General features: G+C 70.2%; 24 protein-coding genes and 1 riboswitch. Of the genes, 15 read left to right on the top strand and 9 right to left on the bottom strand.

All coding sequences use genetic code 11. From position 1 onward, the window contains the following. Positions 1-93: 93 nt before the first annotated feature. From ACIO52_RS29620 to ACIO52_RS29605, 4 genes are all read left to right on the top strand, one after another. The gene (locus ACIO52_RS29620) at positions 94-675 is read left to right on the top strand and encodes a TetR/AcrR family transcriptional regulator (RefSeq protein ID WP_218716396.1); all 582 of its coding nucleotides are present in this window, start codon (positions 94-96) and stop codon (positions 673-675) included. Continuing rightward, positions 672-1,850, top strand: coding sequence for an NADH:flavin oxidoreductase (locus tag ACIO52_RS29615; protein ID WP_218716395.1), 1,179 nt, complete (start codon positions 672-674; stop codon positions 1,848-1,850). Before ACIO52_RS29620 ends, ACIO52_RS29615 begins: the two co-directional genes overlap by 4 nt. Next, positions 1,847-2,821: an NAD-dependent epimerase/dehydratase family protein gene (locus ACIO52_RS29610; protein WP_218716394.1), complete on the top strand. Its 975-nt coding sequence runs from the start codon at positions 1,847-1,849 to the stop codon at positions 2,819-2,821. Before ACIO52_RS29615 ends, ACIO52_RS29610 begins: the two co-directional genes overlap by 4 nt. Before the next feature lie 74 nt (positions 2,822-2,895). Beyond that, on the top strand, positions 2,896-4,827 hold the full coding sequence (locus ACIO52_RS29605) for an acyl-CoA dehydrogenase (protein WP_255586831.1): 1,932 nt from the start codon (positions 2,896-2,898) through the stop codon (positions 4,825-4,827). On the opposite strand, the gene ACIO52_RS29600 is transcribed toward ACIO52_RS29605, so the two are convergent. From ACIO52_RS29600 to ACIO52_RS29590, 3 genes are all read right to left on the bottom strand, one after another. Then, positions 4,824-5,432, bottom strand: a complete 609-nt coding sequence (locus ACIO52_RS29600; RefSeq protein ID WP_402648492.1) for a phosphatase PAP2 family protein — start codon at positions 5,430-5,432, stop codon at positions 4,824-4,826. The two genes, ACIO52_RS29605 and ACIO52_RS29600, sit on opposite strands and share 4 nt — an antisense overlap. A 32-nt stretch (positions 5,433-5,464) precedes the next feature. Further along, the gene (locus ACIO52_RS29595; RefSeq protein WP_308248354.1) at positions 5,465-6,343 is read right to left on the bottom strand and encodes a nuclease-related domain-containing protein; all 879 of its coding nucleotides are present in this window, start codon (positions 6,341-6,343) and stop codon (positions 5,465-5,467) included. 112 nt (positions 6,344-6,455) lie between these two features. Then, positions 6,456-7,844 carry a DUF2252 domain-containing protein gene (locus tag ACIO52_RS29590; protein ID WP_218716392.1) on the bottom strand — a complete coding sequence of 463 codons (1,389 nt, stop codon included), beginning with the start codon at positions 7,842-7,844 and terminating at the stop codon, positions 6,456-6,458. Positions 7,845-7,966: 122 nt separating this feature from the next. Between ACIO52_RS29590 and ACIO52_RS29585 the strand changes: the two genes are divergently transcribed. The 7 genes from ACIO52_RS29585 (at position 7,967) to gcvP (ending at position 15,065) form a co-directional block, all read left to right on the top strand. Continuing rightward, positions 7,967-8,602, top strand: coding sequence for a CDP-alcohol phosphatidyltransferase family protein (locus tag ACIO52_RS29585; RefSeq protein WP_218716391.1), 636 nt, complete (start codon positions 7,967-7,969; stop codon positions 8,600-8,602). A 42-nt stretch (positions 8,603-8,644) separates the two neighbouring features. Further along, positions 8,645-9,043, top strand: coding sequence for a glycine cleavage system protein GcvH (gcvH, locus tag ACIO52_RS29580; RefSeq protein WP_316574680.1), 399 nt, complete (start codon positions 8,645-8,647; stop codon positions 9,041-9,043). A 179-nt stretch (positions 9,044-9,222) separates the two neighbouring features. Then, a complete protein-coding gene (locus ACIO52_RS29575) occupies positions 9,223-9,708 on the top strand; it encodes an FHA domain-containing protein (RefSeq protein WP_110041099.1) in 486 nt (161 codons plus the stop codon). Between the two features lie 70 nt (positions 9,709-9,778). Further along, entirely contained in the window at positions 9,779-10,564 is a 786-nt protein-coding gene (locus tag ACIO52_RS29570; RefSeq protein ID WP_218716389.1) for a MerR family transcriptional regulator, read from the top strand. Between the two features lie 156 nt (positions 10,565-10,720). Beyond that, the gene (locus tag ACIO52_RS29565; protein ID WP_019046780.1) at positions 10,721-11,194 is read left to right on the top strand and encodes a bifunctional nuclease family protein; all 474 of its coding nucleotides are present in this window, start codon (positions 10,721-10,723) and stop codon (positions 11,192-11,194) included. Between the two features lie 169 nt (positions 11,195-11,363). Further along, the gene (locus ACIO52_RS29560; RefSeq protein ID WP_218716388.1) at positions 11,364-11,921 is read left to right on the top strand and encodes a MerR family transcriptional regulator; all 558 of its coding nucleotides are present in this window, start codon (positions 11,364-11,366) and stop codon (positions 11,919-11,921) included. Between the two features lie 75 nt (positions 11,922-11,996). Further along, positions 11,997-12,096, top strand: a riboswitch (glycine riboswitch). A gap of 158 nt (positions 12,097-12,254) precedes the next feature. After that, positions 12,255-15,065, top strand: coding sequence for an aminomethyl-transferring glycine dehydrogenase (gcvP, locus tag ACIO52_RS29555; RefSeq protein ID WP_402648486.1), 2,811 nt, complete (start codon positions 12,255-12,257; stop codon positions 15,063-15,065). Between the two features lie 75 nt (positions 15,066-15,140). Here the strand turns inward: gcvP and ACIO52_RS29550 are convergent, their stop codons facing one another. Next, entirely contained in the window at positions 15,141-15,743 is a 603-nt protein-coding gene (locus ACIO52_RS29550) for a TetR/AcrR family transcriptional regulator (RefSeq protein ID WP_402648483.1), read from the bottom strand. A gap of 73 nt (positions 15,744-15,816) precedes the next feature. Between ACIO52_RS29550 and ACIO52_RS29545 the strand changes: the two genes are divergently transcribed. Both ACIO52_RS29545 and ACIO52_RS29540 read left to right on the top strand, forming a co-directional pair. After that, on the top strand, positions 15,817-17,295 hold the full coding sequence (locus ACIO52_RS29545) for an ABC-F family ATP-binding cassette domain-containing protein (protein ID WP_402648480.1): 1,479 nt from the start codon (positions 15,817-15,819) through the stop codon (positions 17,293-17,295). After that, positions 17,288-18,136: a virginiamycin B lyase gene (locus tag ACIO52_RS29540; protein ID WP_402648477.1), complete on the top strand. Its 849-nt coding sequence runs from the start codon at positions 17,288-17,290 to the stop codon at positions 18,134-18,136. Before ACIO52_RS29545 ends, ACIO52_RS29540 begins: the two co-directional genes overlap by 8 nt. A gap of 83 nt (positions 18,137-18,219) precedes the next feature. Here ACIO52_RS29540 and ACIO52_RS29535 read toward each other — a convergent pair whose 3' ends face one another. The 3 genes from ACIO52_RS29535 to ACIO52_RS29525 form a co-directional block, all read right to left on the bottom strand. Continuing rightward, positions 18,220-19,815: a VWA domain-containing protein gene (locus tag ACIO52_RS29535; RefSeq protein WP_402648474.1), complete on the bottom strand. Its 1,596-nt coding sequence runs from the start codon at positions 19,813-19,815 to the stop codon at positions 18,220-18,222. A 184-nt stretch (positions 19,816-19,999) separates the two neighbouring features. Next, on the bottom strand, positions 20,000-20,254 hold the full coding sequence (locus ACIO52_RS29530; protein WP_189034276.1) for a WhiB family transcriptional regulator: 255 nt from the start codon (positions 20,252-20,254) through the stop codon (positions 20,000-20,002). Beyond that, positions 20,251-20,793 (bottom strand): HNH endonuclease, encoded by a 543-nt coding sequence (locus tag ACIO52_RS29525; RefSeq protein ID WP_402648471.1) that lies wholly within the window; start codon positions 20,791-20,793, stop codon positions 20,251-20,253. Before ACIO52_RS29525 ends, ACIO52_RS29530 begins: the two co-directional genes overlap by 4 nt. Positions 20,794-21,180: 387 nt before the next feature. Here ACIO52_RS29525 and ACIO52_RS29520 point away from each other — a divergent pair, with 387 nt between their 5' ends. Beyond that, complete coding sequence (locus tag ACIO52_RS29520) at positions 21,181-21,879, top strand: DUF4232 domain-containing protein (protein WP_402648468.1); 699 nt, start codon at positions 21,181-21,183, stop codon at positions 21,877-21,879. Positions 21,880-21,900: 21 nt separating this feature from the next. Here ACIO52_RS29520 and ACIO52_RS29515 read toward each other — a convergent pair whose 3' ends face one another. Then, positions 21,901-23,115 carry an MFS transporter gene (locus ACIO52_RS29515; RefSeq protein ID WP_402648465.1) on the bottom strand — a complete coding sequence of 405 codons (1,215 nt, stop codon included), beginning with the start codon at positions 23,113-23,115 and terminating at the stop codon, positions 21,901-21,903. 84 nt (positions 23,116-23,199) lie between these two features. Here ACIO52_RS29515 and ACIO52_RS29510 point away from each other — a divergent pair, with 84 nt between their 5' ends. Beyond that, on the top strand, positions 23,200-23,652 hold the full coding sequence (locus tag ACIO52_RS29510) for a helix-turn-helix domain-containing protein (protein ID WP_218719974.1): 453 nt from the start codon (positions 23,200-23,202) through the stop codon (positions 23,650-23,652). A gap of 39 nt (positions 23,653-23,691) precedes the next feature. Here the strand turns inward: ACIO52_RS29510 and ACIO52_RS29505 are convergent, their stop codons facing one another. Next, entirely contained in the window at positions 23,692-24,981 is a 1,290-nt protein-coding gene (locus ACIO52_RS29505; RefSeq protein ID WP_402648462.1) for an acyl-CoA dehydrogenase family protein, read from the bottom strand.

The following is a 24,981-nucleotide window of genomic DNA, read 5'->3' as shown; positions in this document are numbered from 1 at the left end:
CAATCCACGAGCAAGGTTTCGCGGCGACCAGTTTTCCAATCAATGTTTGAAATAATGATTGAAACGGTGATGGAAATCTGGTTGGCTGCCGGTATGGGATCACTCGGGACGAGGGCTCGCGACGCGCGCTCGGTGGAGACACGCGAGCGGCTGCTCGCCGCGGCGGAGGAACTGCTGCTGGCGCAGCCCTCGACGGAGGTCTCGGTGCGGGCGGTGTGCGCTGCGGCCGAGACCAATCCGGCGGCGGTGCACTATCACTTCGGGAGCAAGGACGCGCTGGTCGCCGCGTTGCTCGAGGCCCGGCTGGCGCCGCTGTGGACCGAACGGCTCGGCGCGGCGGCCCAGCGCGAGGCCGAACTCGCCGAGGTGGTGGACGCGGTGATCGGACCGCTGACCGACCTGGCCGCCGATCCGCGCGGCCGGCTGTACCTGCGGCTGCTCGCGGAACTGGTGCTGGGCCGGCGCGACGTGGGCTGGACCGGGGACTGGTTCCAGCTCGACACCTGGGTGCGATTCCTTCCCGACCTCGACCCCGCCGAGGCGCAGCGGCGCTGGCTGCTCGCGTTCGAGGTGCTGATCATGCGCTTCGGCGCGGGACACCCGCCGTCGCAGGGCAGCGTCGGCACCCTGCGCGATTTCGTGCTGGCCGGACTCGACGGGCCGGGTGCGCGATGACCGATATCTTCACCCCGGCGAAGCTGGGCCCGATCACCCTGCGCAACCGCGTGATCAAGGCCGCCACCTTCGAAGGCCGCACCCCGGACGCGCTGGTCACCGACGAACTGGTGGAATTTCATCGCCGCATCGCCGCGGGCGGTGTCGGCCTGTCCACGGTCGCCTACTGCGCGGTGGCGCCCGAGGGGCGCACCGACCGGCATCAGATCTGGATGCGACCCGACGCGGTGCCGGGACTGCGCCGGCTCACCGACGCGATCCACGCCGAGGGCGCCGCGGCGTCGGCCCAGATCGGGCACGCGGGGCCGGTGGCCAACGCCGCGTCCAATCGCTTGCCCGCGCTGTCACCGAGCAGACTGTTCTCCCCCCTGGGGATGCGGATGACCCGGCGACCCGATGCCGAGGGCATCGCCGAACTGGTCGCCGCGCACGTGCGCAGCGCGCTGCTGGCCGAGGAGGCCGGGTTCGACGCCGTGGAAATCCATTTCGGCCACAACTATCTGGTGAGCGCCTTCCTGAGCCCGCTGCTCAACCGGCGCCGCGACGACTACGGCGGCAGCCTGGTCAACCGGGCACGGCTGGCCAGGCAGATCGCCGAGGGGGTGGCCGGCGCGGTCGGGGGCCGGCTGGCCGTGCTGGCCAAACTCAACATGGACGACGGGGTCGCCGGTGGGCTGCGCCCGGTCGAGTCCGTGCGGGTCGCACAGCTGCTGGAAGCCGACGGGACACTCGACGCGCTCGAACTGACCGCGGGCAGTTCGCTGCTCAACCCCATGCTCTACTTCCACGGCGACCCGCCCCGGCGGGCCTTCGCCCGCGCCTTCCGGCCGCCGCTGAGCTGGGGACTGCGCGTGGCCGGCCCGGTGTTCCTGCGCGAGTACCCCTACCGCAGTGCCTATCTGCTCGAGCGCGCCCGCCTGTTCCGGTCGGCCCTGCGCATGCCACTGGTCCTGCTCGGCGGCATCACCGACTACGACGGCATGCGCCTGGCCCGCACCGAGGGCTTCGAGTTCGTCGCGATGGGCCGCGCCCTGCTGTGCGAACCCGATCTCCCACGCCGGATCGCGGCCGAGACCACGACCACCGCCGCCTGCACCCACTGCAACGAGTGCATGCCGACCATCTTCACCGGCACCCGCTGTGTGCTGCCGATCGCCGAGGGAACCCTGTCGTGAGAATCGCCGTCACCGGTGGCACCGGGTATCTCGGCGCGCCCACGGTCGCCGCGCTGCTCGCGGACGGTCACGAGATCCAGCTGCTGGTCCACCCCGGCGAATCCCTGGACCGATGGTGGCCGGAATTCGCGCAGGACCGCGACCGCATCACCGTCCTACGCGGCGACCTGCGCGACAGCGACACGATCACCACGCTGCTCGACGGCTGCGCGGCGGTGCTGCACGCGGCAGGCATCGTGGCCACCGACGACCGCCGCGAATCGCTGATGTGGCAGGTCAACGTCGATGCCACCGCGGAGATCCTGTGCCGCGCGGCCCTGGCCGGACTCGATCCCATCGTGCACGTGGCCAGCTACAGTGCGCTGTTCCCCTGCCCGGATCCGGTCATGACCCCGGACAGTCCCACCGCGACCGGGCGCAGCGCCTACGGTCGCACCAAGTCCGCCGCCGACCGGGTCGCGCGGGCACTCCAGCGCAGCGGTGCGCCGGTGGTGATCACCTACCCCTCGAGTGTGATCGGGCCGGGTTTGGCCGGCACCCGCGGCATCACCGAGCGCGGCTGGAACACCATGCTGCGCAGTGGATTCGCGCCCCGGCTCGACGGCGGAATGGCGATGATCGACGTCCGCGACGTAGCCGAGCTGCACGCGGTGGCGATGCTGCCGGGTCAGGGCCCGCGCCGGTATCTGTGTGGCGGGCACCAGGTCCCCTTCGACACGGCCATCGACCTGCTCGCCGCCGCGTCCGGACAGCGGATCCGCCGGATTCCGGTGCGCCCCGGCCTGTTCCGGGCGCTGGGCCGGGCCGCCGACGTCGCCTCGCGATTCGTCGAGGTCGACGCCGCGTTCGGCTACGAGGCGGCGTGGCTGCTCACCTCCGACACCCCGACCGACGACTCGGCCGCGCTGAGCGAGCTCGGCGTGAGCTGGCGGCCCACCGAAGTGTCGATGCGGGACATGTTCCTCGGCTGAGACGCGGCGTCGGCGCGATGTGGGGGAGAACGCGAATCCGTCGCCGGGCGCGATGCACGGATTATGGTCGAAGTATGGCTACCGGCATTTCGACGACGGCAGAACATCTCCGCGCAGCGCTGGACGGACCGTGGCGCGAGGTCAGAGACCAGGCGCGAGTCCAGCTCGCCGACGACCGCTTCACCGGCGATCCCGAACTCGACATCCACGCCGCGCGGGCCCGCGTGCTCGATCAGATGCGGGTCATCGCGACCATGGGCTATCCGGAGCGTGGCTTCCGCTCCGAGAACGGCGGCACCGGCGATCCGGGTGGTGCCGTGACCGGGTTGGAGATGCTGGCCTACGCCGATCTGTCCCTGTGGGTGAAATCCGGCGTGCAGTGGGGTCTGTTCGGCGGCGCCGTGGAGAACCTGGGCACCGAACGCCACCGCGAGTACATCAAGCGGCTGATCACCCTGGATCTACTCGGCTGCTTCGCGATGACCGAGTCCGGGCACGGCAGCGACGTCGCCAATCTCGAGACCACGGCCACCTACGACCCGGCCACCCAGGAATTCGTGATCCACACTCCGACCCCGTCGGCGCGCAAGGACTACATCGGCGGCGCGGCGGTACACGCGCGGATGGCCGCGGTGTTCGCCCAGCTGATCACGGGTGGCGAGAGCAAGGGCGTGCACTGCCTGCTCGTCCCGATCCGCGACGAGCTCGGCGCCGACCTGCCCGGCGTGACCACCTACGACGACGGGCTCAAGGGCGGCCTGCCCGGTGTGGACAACGGCCGCATCGTGTTCGACCACGTCCGGATCCCCCGGGAGAACCTGCTCAACCGCTACGCCGACGTCGAGCCCGACGGCACCTACACCTCCGAGATCGAGAACCCGAGCCGCCGCTTCTTCACCACCCTGGGCACCCTGGTGCGTGGCCGGGTGAGCGTCGGCGGCGCGGCCGCGGCGGGCGCGCGCGTGGCGCTGAGCATCGCGGTGCGCTACGCGCTGGCCCGGCGCCAGTTCGCCGATCCCGACACCGGCGCGGAAACGCTGCTGATGGATTACCGCAGCCACCAGCGCAGGCTGCTGCCGCTGGTCGCGAAGTCCTTCGCGCTGGCCTTCGCCCAGAACGACCTGGTGCGCCGGATGGACCTCGTACAGAGCGGCCGCGAGATCGAGCCGGGCGCCCAGCGCGCGCTGGAGAAGCGCGCCGCCGGCTTCAAGGTCGCCCAGACCCGGCACGCCACCCGGGCCATCCAGGAATGTCGCGAAGCCTGCGGCGGTGCGGGCTATCTCACCGAGAACCGGCTCGTCACCCTCAAGGCCGACACGGATGTGTTCACCACCTTCGAAGGCGACAATGTCGTCCTCACCCAGCTCGTCGCCAAGGAACTGCTCACCGCCTACTCCGACGAGGTCCGCGACCTCGACGCCATGGGCTGGGTGAAATTCGCCGCCACCATGGCCGGTGACGTGGTGCGCAAGCGATCCGGGGTGCGCCAGCTGATCCAGACCCTGCGCGATCGCTCCGACGAGTCCGTCGACGAGGGCGACCTGTCCAAGCGCTCGGTCCAGCTGCAGCTGTTCGCCGATCGCGAGGACTACCTGCTGCGGACCGCGGCGCACCGGCTGCGTGCCAGGGCGGCCGACACCGGCCCGTTCGAGGCGTTCAACAACGCCCAGGACCACATCCTCGCCGCCGGCGCCGCGCACATCGACCGGCTGGTGCTCGAGGAATTCGTCGACGGGATCGCCGAGATCGAGGACCCCGACGCCAAGGCGCTCGCCGAGACCGTCTGCGACCTCTACGTGTACTCGACGCTGGAGGAGAACCTGTCCTGGTACATCATGCACCGGTTCATGTCCGTGGAGCGGGCCAAGGCGGTGCGCCGCGGGGTGAACGAACTCGTCGACCGGCTGCGGCCGGACGCGCTGACCCTGGTCGAGGCGATGGGTGTGCCGGAGACCATGCTGCGCGCCGAGATGCTGCACGACGCCAGCGTTTTCGACCGGACCTAGCGCACCGCGGCGCGTAGCGCCTCGGCGAGCCAACACAGTGCCGCTACCAGCGCGGTCGCCGCGGCCGCCCCACCGAGGACATCGGTGGGGCGGTGATAGCCGAGGACGACCATGCCGGGCGTGATCGCGAGCAGGGCGAGCACGGTGAGCGCCGCGACCGTGATGCGCGCGGTGCGCGTTGTCACCAGACACGCGAACGTCGTTGCGACAGCGACCAAGTGGACCGTGTGGCCGCTCGGATAGGCGAGGTAGTCGTGCATCTGCCTGTCCCACAACGGTTTCAGCACCACCGTGTTGATCGCCAGGGCGAGCTCGGGCACCACGAGCATGGTCAGCGCCGCCCGCCACCGGCGGCGCAGCGCGAACCAGCCGACCGCCGCCAGCAGCACCGCGAGCACCACCGGGGCGTTGCTCGGTGCGACCAGCACCTCGGCCAGACCGGGGGAGACCGTCGCGGCGATCGGGTCGGCGACGGCCGCGTCCAGTCCGGACGGTCCGTCGTCGGCGGGGAAGGTCAGCGGGAGCGCGGCGGTGAGCGCGGCGCCCGCGCCGATGGCCGTCGCGCGGACGACGGTGGCGGTCCGGGCGGGAGCGGGGTCGATCACCGATGCGACGATAGCCGCCGCGCGGGGCTGTCTCAGGCGGGACCGTAGGTGAGCACCGCGGTCACCACGAACCACAGCACCCACACGATCGCCACGATCATGCCGATCGCCAGGGTGATCCGCAGGAACGCGCGGCCGAAGTCCAGGTCGCCGCCGACCCGCGGGTACAGCTTCCACGGGCTGTACCAGGGCGCCACCAACCCGCGCGAGGCCAGCTCCTGCTCGCGCTGGGCCTGTTCCTCGGCATACTGCTCGGCCTGGGCCTGGGTGGGGCCACCGTGCCACAGCGTGACGTCGATCGGGCCCAGGAAACCCTCGTTGAGCAGGTCCTGCGGGGCGGGCAGGAACGGCAGGATGCCCAGCCCGCGGAACGCGATGGCGATGTCGTTGGCCGTCCAGAGGTTGTGTTCCTTGGCGGCCAGCATCTCGAAGTACTGCTCGAGCCGGTGCGGATCGTCGGTGACGATGACATCGAAACTCGGATCGTTCCAGCCCTGGTGGATGTCGATCTGCGCGCCCGGCTGCGGCACGATCACGCCGAGCCCGTGCACCGCCCGCTGGCCGAGCCCGCGCGCGGCGAGATAGTCCTGCAGCGCGAAGGTGTGTTCCCGTGAGCGCTCCAGCGGCGTCGACTTCTCCCCGCCGGTGAACTGGGCGAGCTCGCCGGAGACCATCCACGGGCCGTTGAGCGGGATCTCCAGCACGCCGTCCTGCGCCACGGCGAAGGTCTCGGCCTCGATGATCACGCAGCTGGTCGGGGTCCACACCACCGCGTCGAGCTGGTGCAGCCGGTCGTTGTGGAACAGGCCGCAGTTGATCGTGGCGACGCCGTGCGGGCTGGACGGATCCTTCCACGTGCGCAGCCAATCGATCAGTGCCAGCTCGGCATCGGTGCCTGCCGCATTCTGCACGCGCACGAGCATGGAGTCCGCCCTTCTGGGTCGTTGGCGCCGCGGGCCGAGAACCGTTGGCGTACATCGTAGCTCGACAATCGATGGATGCCCGGCAGGATGCCGGTGGTGTTCAGCTCGGTTCGGCGGCGATCTTGCCCGCCGAAACGGCGGCGACCAGTTCGGCGTGATCGGCCTCGGTCCGGTCGGCATAACGTACCGCGTAGGCGGCCACCGCCTCGTCGAACGCCTCGCCGTCGTCGTCGAGATAGCCGGCCAGCGTGCGCGGGTCCAGCGACCGCGAGTGCGCCCTGGCCAGCAGCGCGCCCGCGAGCCTGCCGTAGTCGTCGAGATCGTCGGCCGAGAGCCCGGCCGGGTCGATGCTGCCTTTGAGATTGCGGAACTGACGGACGATGAACGGCAGCGGCTCGTCGAGCTCCACGGTGGTCCAGCCGAGCAGGATGTCGGTCTCGGACTGCACGCTGCGCGCGCCTGCGACGATCCGCTCGCCCTCGTGCCGCGGCGCGACCGGTGGCAGGAAGGGCGCCAGCGCGGACGGCCTGGCCTGCTTGACCTGCAGCACCAGCGACTCGCCGTCGTTACCGTGTAGCAGCGCCACGTAGCTGTGCAGGCCGACGCTGCCGGTGCCGACGATCCGGAAGGCGACATCCGAGACCGCGAAGCGCGCCAGCAGCGCACGCCGCGACTCGCGGATGGTGCCCGCGTAGCGCTGCAGCCCGTCGATCACGGCGTCGGCGACCGGCTCCTCGACCGGGGTCAGGATCGGCGGATCGCTGACGAAGCGGTGCTTGCTGATGCCGGTCTCGTGATCGTCGAGGTGCTCGGTCCACTTCGCCACCACCTTGGCACTGGTGTTCTTGCGGGCCTTCTTGGCGGCCTTCTTGAAGTCGTCGATCAGGTCGTCGGCCTTGGCCTTGCCCAGGATCGACTCGTCGGGCAGCGCGGTCCAGGACTGCATGAACGGCATCTCGGCGAGCTCGGCGGCGGTCTGCCGGTAGAAGCGGGCGGCGTCGCGCGCGGCGCGTACGCAGTCGTCCTCGTCGGCGCCGCTCTCGCGCCCGGCCAGCACCAGGCTGGCGGCCAGCCGCTCGAGATCCCACTCCCACGGGCCGAGCACGGTCTCGTCGAAATCGTTGATGTCCATCACGATCTCGCCGCGCTGGGTGCCGTAGAGGCCGAAGTTGGCGGCGTGGGCGTCACCGCAGATCTGGGCGGTCAGCCCGCTGTCGGGGCCTGCGGCCAGGTCGGCGGCCATCAACCCGGCGGCGCCGCGGAAGAAGGTGAACGGGGACGCGGTCATCCGGCCGATCCGCAGCGGGATCAGCCGCTCGATCCGGCCCTGGTTGCTCGCCTCGACGAACTCGAGCACCGTCGGCCGGTCGGGGCTTTCGACGGCCCGGTCGCGGGCGTCGACGGGCACGCGCTGCCGGGCTGCGCGGCCGCGCTCACGGGCGTCCTCGGCGGAGACGTAGGAGCGCAGATCTGGACCACTGTCGGACACAACTGCCCAGGCTAGCGGGTCGGCGGGCGGTGGGCATCGCGACCGCGCGGCAATCGGACACGCCCGACGATTTTCGGCGTGGCCGGATGGCGCGATCAGGGGTCGGTGCGGTATGCAGGGGCGTGGCAACCGAATCGGGAACGCCGGGCACCAACGACACCGAAACCGGTGGCGTGTTCAGCGACCGCATCCTGACCGTGCCCAATGTGCTCAGCCTGCTCCGGCTGATCGGAATCCCGATATTCCTGTGGTTGATGCTGGTCCGCCATGCCGACGGCTGGGCGTTCACATTGCTGATCGCCAGCGGTGTCACCGATTTCCTCGACGGCAAACTCGCCCGTCTGCTCGACCAGTCCTCCCGGCTGGGCGCGCTGCTCGATCCGCTCGTCGACCGGTTATACCTCGTGACGACACTCGTGGCGTTCGTCGCACGCGGGCTGATCCCGTGGTGGATCGCCGTGATCCTGATCGGTCGCGATCTGGTACTCACCGTGACCCTGTCGGTATACAAGCGCCGTGACCTGCCCGCGCCCGAGGTGATCTACCTGGGCAAGGCGGCGACCTTCGCGCTGATGTCGGCCCTGCCGTGGCTGCTCACGGGGGAGATGGACTGGGCAGGGGCGGGTTTCGGCTGGGCCTTCGGCTGGGCACTGCTGATCTGGGGCACCGCGCTCTACGTCTGGACGGGGGCGCTCTACGCGGGGCTGGCGGTCGCGGTCGCGCGATCGATACCGCCTGTGCCGCACCGTGGGAGCTAGTCGATACTGTTGCGTGCAACGTTGACGACGAAAGGACGTCCTGTGACCCGGACCCCTGAGGATCTGCGCTACACCGAAGAGCACGAGTGGGTGCGGCGGACCGGCCCCACGGCGGTTCGTGTGGGCATCACCGACTACGCCCAGTCACAGCTGGGTGACGTCGTGTTCGTCCAGCTGCCCGATGTCGACAAGGATGTGACCGCGGGCGAGAGCATCGCCGAGGTCGAGTCGACCAAGAGCGTCTCCGACATCTACGCCCCGCTGGGCGGGAAAGTCGTTGCGGTGAACGAGGATCTGGTCTCGGAGCCGGAGACGCTCAACAGCGATCCGTACGACGCGGGCTGGCTGTTCGAGCTCGCCTTCGACGATGCGGCAACCCTCGATTCCGCACTCGGTGAACTGCTGGATGCGGCGGGTTATCAAGGAGTTATCGGGGGCTGAGCAAGCCTTCACAGTTCTCCCTGCACGGGTACGCCCCGGCAGGGTACGGTCAAAGCCAAGCGGATACGTCGGGGAATCGACGCCGGGATCTTTTTTCCTGGCGATGTGATCGCGCCGGTCGTGTCGCCGAATACAGCACCTGCTTGCATGGATAATCAGGTTCGAGGAGGAGAGAAACGGTGAGCGAGAACAGGGACCCGGGTTACGGGGAGACCGCGGCCGAGACGACGTCGGTCTTCCGCGCGGACTTCCTCAACGAGGTCGACGCGTCGCGCTCCGGAGAGCCGACCGGCGAACAGCCGGTGCAGGGCGTCGAGGGCCTGCCGGTCGGCGCGGCCCTCCTGGTGGTCAAGCGCGGCCCGAACGCGGGCTCGCGTTTTCTGCTGGATCAGCCGACCACCTCGGCCGGTCGCCATCCCGACAGTGACATCTTTCTCGACGACGTCACCGTCAGCCGCCGGCACGCGGAGTTCCGTCAGGACGACGACTCGTTCCAGGTCGTCGATGTGGGCAGCCTCAACGGCACCTACGTCAACCGGGAGCCGGTGGACTCCTCGGAGCTGCAGAACGGCGACGAGGTCCAGATCGGCAAGTTCCGGCTGGTCTTCCTGACCGGTCCGCGCGCGCAGGCGAACGAGTCGGCGTCGGGCGCGGGGTCGCGATGACCCCTACGGTGCTGGTGTCCGTGAAGGGCGCAGTGCTGTGACGGGGGCGGCGCAGTGGGCGCGCGGAGGAATGTCGATCGGCTCCGTGCTCGACCTGCTGCGACCAGATTTTCCTGACATCACCATCTCGAAGATCCGGTTCCTCGAATCCGAGGGCCTGATCCGGCCGGAACGAACGCCGTCGGGGTACCGGCGGTTCTCGGTGGCCGATTACGAGCGGCTGCGTTTCGTGCTGACCGCGCAACGCGATCAGTACCTGCCGCTGAAGGTGATCAAGGAGCAGCTCGAAGCGATCGACAGTGGTGCGGCGACCCTGGGCGTGCGTGAAGCGCGTGCCAGGGCGCACTCCCACCACAGCGCCGCGGAGGCCGGGCAGTCGCTGTCCGGCGCCGCGCGTGCCGACGGCGAGGCCACGCCGGCGCCGCCGCGTCGGCTGGGCGTTGTTCCCGGCGAGATCACCCCGGACGAATTGCGCGTCGATGTCGGGGTCCGGCTCACCCGGGCCGATCTGCTCGCCAAGGCGGGCATCGACGACCGTTTCCTCGACGACCTGCTACGCGCCGGACTGATCGTCCCCGGTGCAGGCGGCTTCTTCGAATCCGACGCGGTGACGCTGGCGCACGCGGCAAAGTCGATGGCCGAGTTCGGCCTGGAAGCCCGGCACCTGCGCGCGTTCAAACTGGCCGCCGACCGCGAGGCGGCTCTGGTCGCCCAGATCGCCGCGCCGATCGCCAAGAGCCGCGACGCCGACGCGCGTGCCCGCGCCGAGGAGACCGTCCGCGAACTGGCGGCATTGTCGCTGAACTTGCACGCGGCACTGGTGAAGGCGGCCGTACGGGCCGCCCTCGGCAACTGACACACCCGACCGCCGGATCGGGTATCACCCCGGCAACACGCCGATTTCGGCTCGGGCGTCCTCGTTGCACCGCCCGGAATTCGCCTAGACTCATGGGTACGGCGAGCTGGGCAGCGGTCCTGCCGGCCGGCGGCGAGTATGGGAGGCAGACAACTCATGAGCGAGATGCGCGTCATCGGCATCCGTGTCGAGCAGCCACAGAACCAGCCCGTGCTGCTGCTGCGGGAAGCGGCGGGCGAGCGTTACCTGCCGATCTGGATCGGGCAGGCCGAGGCCACCGCGATCGTGCTCGAGCAGGAGGGGGTCACGCCGATCCGTCCGCTCACTCACGATTTGATCAAGATTCTGATCACCGAACTCGGCCACACCCTCAAGGAAGTGCGGATCGTCGATCTGCAGGAGGGCACCTTCTACGCCGATCTGGTCTTCGACGGCGACCTGCGGGTCTCGGCGCGGCCGTCGGATTCGGTGGCCATCGCGTTGCGGGTCGGCTGCCCGATCTTCGCCGAGGAACCGGTCCTGGCCGAGGCCGGGCTGGTGATGCCCGACGAGCGCGAGGACGAGGTGGAGAAGTTCAAGGAGTTTCTCGAGTCCGTCTCGCCCGACGACTTCAAGGCCACCGACAGCTGATTCACATCACGATCTTCTAGACCTGAAGTAGAGGTCGAGGGAATCGCCGCGCGCGGTGCTTGGTGCGACAACGGTGCAGGTCCGACAATGGCAGGAGTAACCTCGAAAGTCGGGCAACATCCGTCGTGACTCCGGTACTCGAGAACGTCGGCAGAGCAAGGAGTGGTCAGTGGAAGAGCAATCGCAGGATGTGGTGCAGCCTGGCTTGTTCCCGGACGACTCGGTTCCGGATGATCTGGTCGGTTACCGGGTGCCGAGCGCGTGTCAGGTCGCCGGCATCACCTACCGCCAGCTCGACTACTGGGCGCGCACCGGGCTGGTCGTGCCGTCGATTCGTGGCGCTGCCGGGTCGGGCAGTCAGCGGCTGTATTCGTTCAAGGACATCCTGGTCCTCAAGATCGTGAAGCGACTGCTGGACGCGGGCGTCTCTTTACAGAACATCCGGATCGCCGTCGATCATCTGCGCAGCCGCGGCGTGCAGGATCTGGCCGGGATCACGCTGTTCTCCGACGGGACCACGGTGTACGAGTGCACCTCGCCCGAGGAAGTCGTCGATTTACTGCAGGGCGGGCAGGGTGTCTTCGGGATCGCGGTCAGCGGCGCCATGCGGGAACTGACCGGGGCGATCGCCGACTTCCCGGCCGAGCGGGCCACCGAGATCACCGATCGACCCGAGGACGAGCTGTCCTACCGCCGCAAGGTGCGGGAGAACCGTAAGACCGGGTAGTGACGAGCACTACACCCCCGGCGTGCCCCAGGTGGCGCGGCCGGGGGTTTGCTGCATCTAGACTTGATGACGCGTCGCCGCCGTGCGGGAGAGTCCTGGATTCGTGAGAGTCCGGGCGCCGAAGGAGCAGCACCTCCCCGTCAATCTCTCAGGCAACAGGGACCGCACGGTGATTCGACGCCTCTGGAAAGCGGTGGCTCCTGGCTGCCCGCCCACGGGGAAAGGGGCACGGCTGTTCGCGGTCGGGTCACCGAATCTCTCAGGCGCCACGACAGAGGGGGAGGGCTGGTACCCGTCGACCACCTGGTCGACCCGCCCGACCTTGGAGCTGCCGTGACCCGTTCGTTCGCCGACCGCCACATCGGACCCGATTCCGACGAACTCGCCCGGATCCTCGCGACCGTCGGCGTCGAGTCCCTCGACGCGCTGGCGACCACGGCATTGCCCGCGACCATCCTCGACGAGTCCGGCCTCGGCGCGCTGCCCATGCCCGGCACCGAGCACGAGGTGCTCGCCGAACTGGCCGCGCTGGCGCACTCCAACACCGTCGCCACCTCGATGATCGGCCTGGGCTACTACGACACGCTGACCCCGCCGGTGCTGGTGCGCAACCTGCTGGAGAACCCGGCCTGGTACACCGCTTACACCCCCTACCAGCCCGAGATCAGCCAGGGCCGCCTCGAAGCGCTGCTCAACTTCCAGACCATGGTCTCGGACCTGACCGGCATGGACGTCGCCAACGCCTCGATGCTCGACGAGGCCACGGCCGCCGCCGAGGCGATGACGCTGCTGCGGCGCGCGGGCAAGTCCTCGTCGAACCGGCTGGCGCTCGACGCCGACCTGTTCCCGCAAACCAAGACCATCATCGGCACCAGGGCCGAGCCGCTGGGTATCGAGGTCGTCGAGGCCGACCTGTCGACGGGCGTGCTGCCCGAGGGCGAGTTCTTCGGCGTCATCGTGCAGACCCCGGGCGCGTCCGGCCGGATCGTCGACTGGACCGCACTGTTCGGCGCCGCGCACGAGCGCGGTGCGCTGGTCGCCGCCGGTGCCGATCTGCTGGCCCTGACCCTGATCACCCCGCCGGGTGAGCAGGGCGCGGACGTGTGCTTCGGCACCACCCAGCGTTTCGGCGTGCCGATGGGCTTCGGCGGCCCGCACGCCGGCTACCTCGCGGTGCGCACCGCCTTCGCTCGGCAGCTGCCCGGCCGGCTGGTCGGCGTGTCGGTCGATGCCGACGGCGCTCCCGCCTACCGCCTGGCCCTGCAGACCCGCGAGCAGCACATCCGCCGCGAGAAGGCCACCTCCAACATCTGTACCGCGCAGGTGCTGCTGGCCATCGTCGCCGCCATGTACGCCAGCTACCACGGTGCGAACGGACTGCGCGCCATCGCCCGCCGGGTGCACGCGCACGCGGCCGCGGTCGCGTCCGGGATCGGTGCCGCGCTGGTGCACGACACCTTCTTCGACACCGTGCTGGCGCACGTGCCCGGCGGCGCGGAAGCCGTTGTCGCCAAGGCGAAGTCGCAGGGGATCAACCTGCGCCTGGTCGACGCCGACCACGTCGCGATCGCCTGTGACGAGGCCACCACCGACGCGCACGTGGCCGCCGTCGTCGAATCCTTCGGCACCGCACAGGCTCCCGACGCGGGCGCCGGTGCCCAGCCCGCCGCGATCGAGACCCGTACCTCGGAGTACCTGACGCACCCGGCGTTCACCCGCCATCACACCGAGACCGCCATGCTGCGCTACCTGCGTTCGCTGTCGGACAAGGACATCGCGTTGGACCGCAGCATGATTCCGCTCGGTTCCTGCACCATGAAGCTCAACGCGACCGCCGAGATGGAGGCCATCACCTGGCCCGGCTTCGCGCGCCTGCACCCGTTCGCGCCCACCGAGGACGTGCCCGGCATCCTGAAACTGATCGGCGATCTCGAGCAGTGGCTGTCGGAGATCACCGGCTACGACGCGGTGAGCCTGCAGCCCAACGCCGGGAGCCAGGGCGAGTACGCGGGTCTGCTGGCGATTCGCCGCTACCACCTCGATCGCGGCGACGACCACCGCGACACCTGCCTGATCCCCTCCAGCGCGCACGGCACCAACGCGGCGTCGGCGGCCATGGTCGGCATGCGGGTCGAGGTCGTGAAGTGCCGTGAGAACGGCGACGTCGACCTCGACGACCTGCGCGCCAAGATCGCCGACCACGCCGATCGGCTGGCCTGCATCATGATCACCTACCCGTCCACGCACGGCGTGTACGAGCACGAGGTGGCCGAGCTGTGCGCGCTCGTGCACGACGCCGGCGGTCAGGTCTACGTCGACGGCGCCAACCTCAACGCCCTGGTGGGCCTGGCTCGTCCGGGCCGGTTCGGCGGCGACGTCAGCCACCTGAACCTGCACAAGACCTTCTGCATCCCACACGGTGGCGGCGGTCCCGGTGTCGGTCCGGTGGCGGTGCGCTCGCATCTGGCGCAGTACCTGCCCGGTGACCCGCGGGAGGCGGGCTCGCACGCGGTGTCGGCGGCGAACTACGGTTCGGCCTCGATCCTGCCGATCACCTGGGCCTACATCCGGATGATGGGCGCGCAGGGCCTGCGCGCGGCGACGCTGACCGCGATCGCCTCGGCCAACTACATCGCCCGCCGGCTCGACGCCTACTTCCCGGTGCTCTACACCGGCGAGAACGGCATGGTCGCCCACGAGTGCATCCTCGACCTGCGCGAGATCACCAAGCAGACCGGCGTCACCGTCGACGATGTGGCCAAGCGTCTGGCCGACTACGGCTTCCACGCGCCCACCATGAGCTTCCCGGTGGCGGGCACCCTGATGGTGGAGCCGACCGAGAGCGAGAACCTCGAGGAACTCGACGAGTTCATCGCGGCCATGATCGCCATCCGCGGCGAGATCGACCAGGTCGGCGCGGGCGTGTGGCCGGTGACCGACAACCCGCTGCGCGGCGCGCCACACACCGCGGCGAGCCTGGTGGGCGAGTGGGACCACCCCTACAGCCGGGAGGTCGCGGTCTATCCGCGCGGCATCGGGCACACGCGTCCGAAGGTGTGGCCGCCGGTGCGTCGCATCGATGGTGCCTTCGGCGACCGCAATCTGGTCTGCTCGTGCCCGCCGCTGGACGCGTACGAGGACTGACCATTCCGCCGACGGGCCCCGCCGACACTGTTCGGCGGGGCCCGTCGGCGTCGGCAGCGGTGCGCGTGCCGAGGACTAGCCGTTCTCCTCGGTCAGCAGCCCCGATCGGGCGAGCACGGCCGCCGCGTCGGCGGCCCGGCGCGCGTGGTCGGCGGTGACCGGTTCGTGGGTGACGAAGAGCCGGTGGAACAGGGGCGCGACGGCGAACCGGACGACTTCGGCTCCGCTGACCGCTGCGTCGAGTTCACCGCGGGCGATCGCCCGGTCGACGATCACCGCCGCCTCGGCGTGCCGGGCGGCGTAGTAGGCGCGCAGGGCCTCGGCGGCGGCGGGGTGCTGTATGCCGGCCGCGACGAAAGAGGTTGCCACGGGCGCTGATTCGGGATCGGTGAAGCCGGTGCGTAACAGCTCGGTGAGGGCGCGCAGGTCGCCGGCGAGGCTGCCGGTGTCCGGGATCGCCCACGACAGACCCGCTGCCCGGTCGAGTGCGTCGGCGACCAAGCCTTCGGGACCGCGCCAGCGCCGGTAGACGGTGGTCTTGTGCACCCCTGCCCGCTGCGCGACGGCGTCGACGGAAAGTCCCTGGTAGCCGTGCTCGGCGAGCTCGGCGGTCGTCGCGTCGAGGACGGCCTCCCGTACTCGGGCGCTGCGCCCACCAGGGCGCCGTTGCGGTTCCAAAATCTACTCCTGTTGCGTTAGTAGCCGAGCCTTCGTATATTAAAAGCTACACACGTTGCGATTGGAGCGCTGTTTGACCACTCAATTGACCGTGCGGGGCGTGTCGAAGTCCTACGCCGACCGGCTGGTACTCGACGCGATCACCGCGACCATCCGGCCCGGCGAGCGAGTCGGCATCGTCGGGGAGAACGGCGCGGGGAAGTCGACCTTGCTGCGGCTGCTCGCCGGTGCCGAGTCCGCCGACGCCGGATCCATCACCGTCACCGCCGACGGCGGCGTGGGCCACCTCGCCCAGACCCTGACCGGCGACACCGTCGAGGCGGCGGTCGAGCAGGCGCTGGCGGAGCTGCGCGGGCTCGAACGCGCGATGCAGGCCGCCGCCGAAGCGCAGGACATGGACCGGTACGGGGAATTGCTCACCCGATTCGAGGCCAGGGACGGGTACGCGGCCGACGCCAGGGTCGAGGCGTCGATGCACGGACTGGGGCTGGCCGGGATCGACCGATCGCGCCGCCTCGACAGTCTCTCGGGTGGGGAGCGGGCCCGGCTCGGCCTGGCCTGTCTGCTCGCCGCCTCGCCGGAGGTGCTGCTGCTCGACGAACCGACCAATCACCTCGACGACAGCGCGCTGACCTGGCTCGAGGACCGGCTGCGCACCCACAACGGCACGGTCGTGCTGGTCTCGCACGACCGGATCTTCCTCGACCGGGTGGTGACCGCGATCGTCGAGGTGGCCGACCGCGGCCTGACCCGGTTCGGGGGTGGGTACAGCGGATTTCTCGCCGAGAAGGCGGCCGCGCGCGTGCGCTGGGAGCAGGCGTACGCGCAGTGGCGCACCGAGATCGGGCGGCTGGAGGAGTTCGCGACCACGACCGCCCTGCAGGTGGCGCACGGCCGGGCGATGACCGACAACAACAAGATGGCCTACGACCGCAACGCCGGGCGGGTCCAGAGCTCGGTCGCTTCCCGGGTGCGCCGGACCGCCGAGCGTCTGCGCCGGTTGCGCGAGCAGCCGGTGCCCTGCCCGCCCGAACCGCTGCGGTTCCGTGGACGATTCGCGGCGGCCGGGTCGGGCGCGGAGTTCACCGTCGGTCCCCTGACGCTGGGCGCGCGAGGACGGCTGCTGATCCACGGTCCCAACGGCGCGGGCAAATCGACGCTGCTCGACGCGATCCACGCGACGGCGCCGGACCGGATCGGATACCTGCGGCAGGACGAACGTTTCGATCCGGACCGCAGCGTCACCGAGACCTACGGGTACGGCCGGGCCGCGCTGCTGGCGACCGGGCTGTTCGCGTCCGACCTGCTGGATCGTCCGGTGGGTAGCCTGTCGGAGGGACAGCGGCGCAGGCTGTCGCTGGCGCGAGTGCTCGCGGGCGAACATGATCTGCTGCTGCTCGACGAGCCCACCAATCACCTCTCGCTCACGCTGGTCGACGAGGTGGAACGCGCGCTGCACGACTATCGGGGCGCGGTGGTCGTGGTCTCCCACGATCGGGCGCTGCGCCGGCGGTTCCGGGGAATACAGAAGGGAATTCAGGACTTTGGCTGACATCGTGCAGGTGGTCGAGGTGCCCGGCGCGCCGTACGGGGTGACGATCGGGCCGGACGACGCGGTGTGGTTCACGCTGGTCGCCCAGGGTGCTGTCGGCCGCTACGCCGACGGCGAGGTGCGAGTTTTCCCGCTCGATCCGGCCGACGGACAACCGACCGTGATCGTCACCGGACCCGACGAGGCCCTGTGGTTCACCGAATTCCAGGGCGGACGGCTGGGGCGGCGCACGCTCGACGGCGCCGTCACGAGCATCGCCCTCGACGGACCCTACGGGGTGTGCGCCGGACCCGACGGGGCGCTGTGGTTCACCGCGTTGCAGGCGGGCCGGGTCGGGCGGCTCGCCGCCGACGGCACCGTCGAGTGCGTCGACGTAGACGGGATGCCGTCGATGATCACCGCGGGATCCGATGGCGCACTGTGGTTCACGGTGAATCAGGGCAACGCGATCGGCCGGGTCGAGCAGGACATGGCGCTCACGCTGTTCCCGCTGCCGACACCCGCCGCCGCCCCCGTCGGGATCGCGGCCGGACCCGACGGCGCGGTGTGGTTCACCGAGATCGGGGCGGGCGCGATCGGGCGCATCGAGACCGACGGCACCGTCACCGAATTCGCGCTGCCCGACCCGGCCGCGCGCCCCCACGCGATCGTCGCCGGTCCAGACGGCGCGCTGTGGTTCACCGAATGGGCAAGCGGAAAGCTCGGCCGGATCTCCACCCGGGGCGAGATCGATCACCTGATCCTGCCCGGCGCGGAACCGCACGGACTCACTGTCGACCCGCGCGGCCATCTCTGGATCGCCATGGAATCCGGTGCGCTGGTGGAGGTCTCACCCGGCTGAGGACCGCAACCGCCTTAGCCCGGAAACGGCCGGTACGTCGATCGCTTCCGGCGGTACCTCGAGCATCCGCCCTGCGTGCGGCGTCAAGGCGTGGTGAGCGCCTTCACGACAGCGGTGCCGAAGCCGAGGTCGTTGCTGGTCGGGACCCGGGTGTAGGTGCCGCCGGTCTGCTGCGCGAGGGTCTGCAGAGTTTGGGTGCCCTGACCGCCGATCACGACGATATCGATCCGGACGGGCTTGCCCGCGGTCGTCGCGGCGGTGATCTCGTCGACGAGGGCGGTGCCGGTCAGGGTCGAGTCGTCGTCGGGACCGTCGGTGACGACCAGGATCGAGTTGGTCCGGCCGGGGGAGTAGGCGGCGACCGCCGCACGGTAGGCGGCGAGCAGGCTCGGGTAGGCCTGATCGGTGGCGCTCTGGGTCGCCTTGGTGCTGGTGACCGCCGACCCGACGGCATTGCGTTGGGTGTCGGTCAGCAGTCCGGTGGGGACCTGCACCTTGTAGGGGGTGGTGCCGTCGAGGTTCTTGCCGAAGGTCCACAGCCCGAGGCCGAAGTCCGGCGGCATCACCGTCAGTGTCGAGGCCAAGGCCGCGCCGGCGTTCGCGAGGCGGGTGGTCGAGCCCTCGGCGGTGCCCATCGACGACGACACGTCCAGCAGCACCGTCGCGTTCACGCCCAGCACCGGATCGGCCAGGGTGGACTGCACCTTCTGCAGCGCCGCCTTGTCCGGGTTCGGCGGCGCGGACCCGATGGCCGGGCCGAAACCATCGGTGGCCAGGGCGCCCGCCTGCTCCGGGGCGCGCAGGAAGTCGATGAAACGGGAGGCGATGAGGTTCTGGGTCTTGTCGACCCAGGGACCCGACAGCAGCGCGGCGGGATAGTCCGCCAGCGGCGCGGTGCCGACGGGCCGGAACGCGGTCAGGCCGCCGGTACCGAGCTGCTGGGCGGTCGCGGCGACGGCGTGCACCTCGTCGGCGGTGGGGTCGGCACTGATGGCGGCCATCGCGGTCATCAGGTCGGCGGGTGTCTGGGCGCCCGCGGCCAGTCCGGAGATCGCGGCCACGACCTGGCCGGATCCGGCGGCCTGCGCGGTCAGCGGTTCGGTGCCCGAGACCGCGCCGCCGATCGCGGCGGCCGCCGCGGTGGTGGCATCGCCCGCGGGCAGGGCCATCCGCAGGCCGCCCCAACCGGACAGGCCGAGCTCGTCGAGCGAGCCCTGTTGCAGGCGTGGCAGATCGGACCAGGCGATCCGATGCTGTTCGAGGGCCTGGCGCAGCGCGTCGGGCACAGCCAGCACGATCGGGCTGGTGGCGATGGAGGCGGGCGTGCCCTCGATCAGGCCGGGTACCCGCACGAGTTCGATCGATCGGGTCGAATCGGCGATCCACAGCCCCGGCTTGGGTCCCAGCGCCGGGTCCCACTTCCCGGGATCGGCCAACCCCGCCACCACGGCGGCCGACGGCCGGGCCGACACCTTCACCTGGGCGCAGTGATCGCGCACCCGCGGCTTGGTCGCGTTGTAGCGATCGGCGGCGGCGCGGACCGGGCCCGCGATCGCCGGGTCGACCGTCACGTCCAGCGACGCCGGTCCCTCCACGCATTCGGCGGCCGCCGCGACGTCGGTGCTCGCGGCGCGATCGCTGAGCTGGAACCAGGCGAAGACGGCCACGAGTATCAGCACGAGTACCGATGCCGCGATAACCGGACCTTTGCTGATACTTCGAGATCTGGTCCCGCTGCGATGAGTACCCACGTGGCAAGTTTAAGGAGTCGTGACCGGGCCGCCGCACGGTGTACACCGATGCGCATCGGCGCTGGTCACGACCTCGGGCCGGGTGTCACGACGGGCACCCGGCCCCGGCCGGTCACTCGCGGATCACCCGTCCGCGGTCGTATTCACGACCGCCCCAGACCCCCGACTGGCCCGTCTGCGCCGCGTACTCGGTGCACCCCGCGAGCAACGGGCAACCGGCGCAGATCCGGCGGGCGTAGTCGAAGTCCTGCGACGGATACGGGAACCACGCCTCGTGGTTCGGGTCGCCACGGCAGGCCGCGCGATGCCACTGCCCGGAATCGGACAGAGTCAGCAGTTCGGTCAGTGCGAGGTCGGTGGTGGTCACGGCGCGTACTCCTTCCAGATCCGGCGCTGGGTGCGGGCCAGCGGGTCGGGAGCCTTGGGCTCCCACAGCAGCCGCATCCCCGCTTCCTCCGGGGTGCGGTCGGCCTTGCTCGTATTGCAGGGGCCGCAGCAGGCGATCAGGTTGCCCCAGGTGTTCGGTCCGCCCCTGCTGCGCGGGCGGATGTGGTCGACGGTCTGCGCCCAGTCGTCGCAGTAGCCGCAACGGTGCTTGTCGCGGCGTAGGACACCGGCCAGCGTGGCGCGGCTGTCCTCGCCCACCGGGGCGACGTGGCCCAGGTAGACGTAGCGCACCAGCCGGATCGTCTCCGGCAGGCCGATGACCAGGTGCTGGGACCGGATCGGGAATTGCGGCGCCCGTTCGATGACGGTCTCCGCGGCGCCGCTGATCAGCAGTGTCACGGCCCGGTCGGCGGTGATCTCGTCGAGAGCTTCGTAGCTGGCGTTGAGCACGAGCACCCTGGTGCGTATCCAGGTGTCGGAGGTGGGCGCCATCGGGTCGACGGCATGACGGATCGTCATGGGAATCACCATGTTTCGGGAGAGAAAGGCGAACGACGGTCGAAGGGGAGCGGCTACCGCGTCAGTGCGCGAACCGGAGACGGGCCATGGCATCGGGGCCCGCGTTCGACACGCTGTGGGCCGAACCAGCGCGGCGGTAGGTCTTTTCGGACTGTCGCCGTGGCGCAAGGGTTTTCATGGCCGTCTCCTCCTCTCGAGGTGTCTCGTCGGTCTCGCCGTGTCGCGACTGACCGGCGTGGAATTCATGGTGGCATACGGCGCGCCGGATGTCGGCTGATTTATTTCCGGTAACGCTCCGATACCGACGGAAACGCTGAACCGGCAGGTCGCGATACATTTTCGGGGTGAGGTGCCCGTCGGGCGCACCGATCGCGAGGAGTGGTGCTCATGCGGACAGCGCTGATTCCGGCCACCGTGGTCTGCGCGGTGGCCCTGCTCCTCCCCGGCTGCGGAGCCGATTCGGGTGGCACGAGCGCGCCCGCCGATCGGCCGAGCCCGACCCTGCCCGCGCCCGGCTCGGCGTCCTCGGTCGAGCCGAGCGCGGCCGGGCCGGCGACACTGGTGCCACCGGCCGCCCTGCCCGCCCCGTCGCGTGGCCCGGCGGTGAGCTCGGCACCGGCGGCGACCGGCGGGCCGACCAGCCCGCCCGGTGTCGCGGTGCCCGACACCGCGCCCGCGTGCGCCGACGGTCAGGTGCTCGTCGGCGGCGGACCGGTCACCGCGGCCGCGGGCCATCAGGGGCTGACCCTGCGGTTCTGGCTGGTCGGCGCCGGCGCGCCCTGTTCGCTCACCGGCTATCCGGGCGTGGACGCGATCGGCGCAGCGACCATCGGTGCCACCCGCACGCTGCGTGGCTACCTGGGTGGCCTACCGCCCCATCAGAACGAGCCACCGACGGTGATCCTCACCCGGGACCACGGTGCGGAGGCGGTCGTGGAGGGCACCGCGACCGACGCCTCGGGTACTGCGTGCCCGGCGTACACCGGATTGCGGGTCACCGTGCCCGACACCACCGAGACCGTCCCGGTCGCCGAGACGCTGTCGGTGTGCGATCTGTCGGTCCATCCGGTCACCCCGATGAGCTGATCGTCGGCGCCGCGCTCCGGATCATGTCTGTGGGCACGAAACCGTTTGGACCGGAACGATTTCCGTGGTCGGGGTGACGCGTAGCCGGGCCAGGCCCCAGACGGTGAGACCGCACAGGGCGTAGCCGGCGCCGAACGCGCACGCGGCCCACCAGCCCCACGAGCTGTAGGCCCAGGCGGTGGTGACCGCGCCGAGGGCGGACCCGGCGGAATAGAAGGTCATGTAGGCGCCGATGACGCTGCCGGTGCGGTCGGGGTGCGCGGTGGTCAGCAGGTGCTGATTGGAGACATGCACCGCCTGCACGGCGAAGTCGAGCGCGACGATGCCTGCCACGAGCGGGAGCAGGGTCGGCCCCAGCGGGGCGATGAGCAGCCAGGATCCGGCCAGGATCACCAGCGACCACCCACTGACCGTGCCTGCCCGACCGGCGTCGGCCCACCTGCCCGCTCGGCTCGCGCCGAGGGCACCGGCCAGACCCGCCACCCCGAAGAGCCCGATCGCGGTGGTCCCGAGGGACCACGGTTCGGCGCCGAGCGGCAGGGCCAGGCCGCTCCAGAGCGTGCCGAAGGACGCGAAGAGGAAGAAGGCGATCAGGCCACGGCTCAGGAACAGGCGATCGGTGACCAGGAGGCGACCGGTCGACCGCAGGGTCGGCAGGTAGCGTGCGCCGGGCATCCGGACATCAGGGCGCAGAACCGCCCGGGTGACGACGGCGAGCGCCACGCACGAGCCGGTCAGCAGGACGAAGACGACCCGCCACCCGAGCGTGTCCCCGAGGACGCCCGCGACGACGCGGACACCGAGAATGCCGAGCACCACTCCCGAGGTGACGGCGCCGATGACGCGACCGCGTGCACCGGGGGCCGCCATCGCGGCCGCGTAGGCGACCGTCACCTGCACCACGACCGCGAACACCCCGGCGACGGCGAGCCCCACCATCGCGACCAGGCCGTTCGGTGCGAGGGCTGTGATCGCGGCGCCCACCGCGGTGAGCACGAGCAGACCGCTGATGAGCCCGCGTCGGTCCATCAGGTCGCCGAGCGGCACCAACAGGATCAGCCCGGCGACATAGCCGAGCTGTCCGGCGGCGACCAGCAGGCCCAGTGACTCGTCGGGCAAACCCAGTTCGGCGCCCGCCGTCTCCAGCACCGGCTGTATCGCATAGATCGTGGCCACCGCCGTGGCGCACACCGCGGCCAGCAGCGACCGCTGTGGTCGCGTGATTCCGGGGACCATCAGCCCTCCATTCGGTAGCAAAATGCAACCAAATCACGATAGGGAATAATGGTTTCGAAATGCAACCCGATGGAAGGGGTGGGGATGACACCGACGTCCGGCGTCGATCGCGCGTGGACCGATCCCACGTGTCCGGTCGCCCGCACCGTCGACCTGGTGGGCGATCGCTGGAGCCTGCTCATCGTCCGCGACGCCATGGACGGACCCGGCTCGTTCACCGAGTTCCGGCAGCGGCTCGGGATCGCCCGCAATATCCTCGCCGACCGGCTGCGCAGGCTCGTCGACGACGGCATCCTCACCACCAGCGCCACGCCGAGCGGCAAGCGGCACGTCTACGAGCTCACCGCCGCCGGGCGCGATCTGTTCACGACCATCGTCGCCCTGCGGCAGTGGGGCGAACGGCACGCCTTCGCCGACGGTGCGCGGCATTCGACCCTGGTCGATCGAGACGGTGAGGCGCTCGCCGAACTGCGGCCCCACAGTCTCTCGGGCGTGCCGGTCACCGCCGAGACCACCGACGTGCGGCGCGTGGACTGAGCCGGCACCAGCACCGGATTCCCGGCGGTGACCTCCCGATCAGAGGTTGCCGACTTCGCGTTCGAGCCGCCGCGCGACCAGGTCGCGGGCCTGCTCGCGCAGCACCGGGCGGAAACCGGTGGGATACACCGGGTCCGCGGGCGCGTACTGCTTCAGGACCTCCTTGGCCAGGGTGATCTTGTGGACCTCGGTGGGCCCGTCGGCGATGGCCATGACCTCGGCGTAGGTGGTCATGTCGAGGAACGGGAGATCGGTGCTGACACCGAGCGCGCCGTGCAGATGCAGTGCGCGGCGGGCGATGTCGTTCATCACCGTCGGCATCGCCACCTTGATGGCGGCGATGTCCTTGCGGACCGCGCGATAGTCCTGGGCCTGGTCGATGCGCCAGGCCGTGCGCAGTACGAGCAGGCGGAACTGCTCCATCTGGATCCAGCTGTCGGCGATACGCTCCTGGGTCATCTGGAAGCCGCCGAGCACGCCCTTGCGGGCCGGGCGCGACACCGCGCGCTCGCACATCATGTCGAACGCCTTGCGGACCAGCGCGACCGTGCGCATCGCGTGGTGCACGCGGCCGCCGCCGAGGCGGGTCTGCGCGACGACGAAACCGGCGCCCTCCGCGCCCAGCAGGTGATCGGCGGGCACCCGGACGTCGGTGAACCGCAGGTGCCCTTCGTGTTCGCTGAAGCCGGGCACGGTGAAATTGCGCACCAGCTCGAGCCCGGGCGCATCGGCCGGGACGATGAACATCGACAGCCGCAGATGCGGTTCGGCGTCCGGATCGGTCACCACCATCACGATGTGGAAGGTGGCGAACTCTGCGCAGGAGTTGAACCACTTCTCGCCGTTGATGACCCACTCGTCCCCGTCGCGGACCGCGGTGGTGCGAAACGCCGTCGGATCCGAGCCGCCGGTGGGCTCGGTCATCACGTAACAGGAGCCGATCTCGCCGTCGAGCAACGGCTGCAGGTACTTCTGCTTCTGCTCCGCGGTGCCGAAGTGTGCCAGGATCTCGGTGTTGCCGGAATCCGGTGCCTGACAACCGAAGACGAGCGGCGCCCACATCGACGTGCCGAGCACCTCGTTGAGCAGCGCGAGCTCGAGCTGACCGTAGCCGGGACCGCCCAGTTCGGGGCCGAGGTGGCAGGCCCACAATCCCTGGTCCTTCACCCGCTGCTGCAGCGGCCGCATGAGCGCGCGGATCTCCGGATCGGTCCGGTCGTAGGGGTTGGGGTAGATCAGATCCAGGGGCTCGACCTCGGTGCGGACGAACTCCGCGACCCAGTCGAGCTTGCGCTGGTACTCCGGATCGGTCTCGAAATCCCAAGCCAT

The sequence above is a fragment of the Nocardia sp. NPDC087230 genome, assembly GCF_044744725.1.
GTDB classification, from domain to species: domain Bacteria; phylum Actinomycetota; class Actinomycetes; order Mycobacteriales; family Mycobacteriaceae; genus Nocardia; species Nocardia canadensis.
Note: the sequence above shows the minus strand (reverse complement) of the source record. Positions and strands in the feature narration are given on the sequence as shown.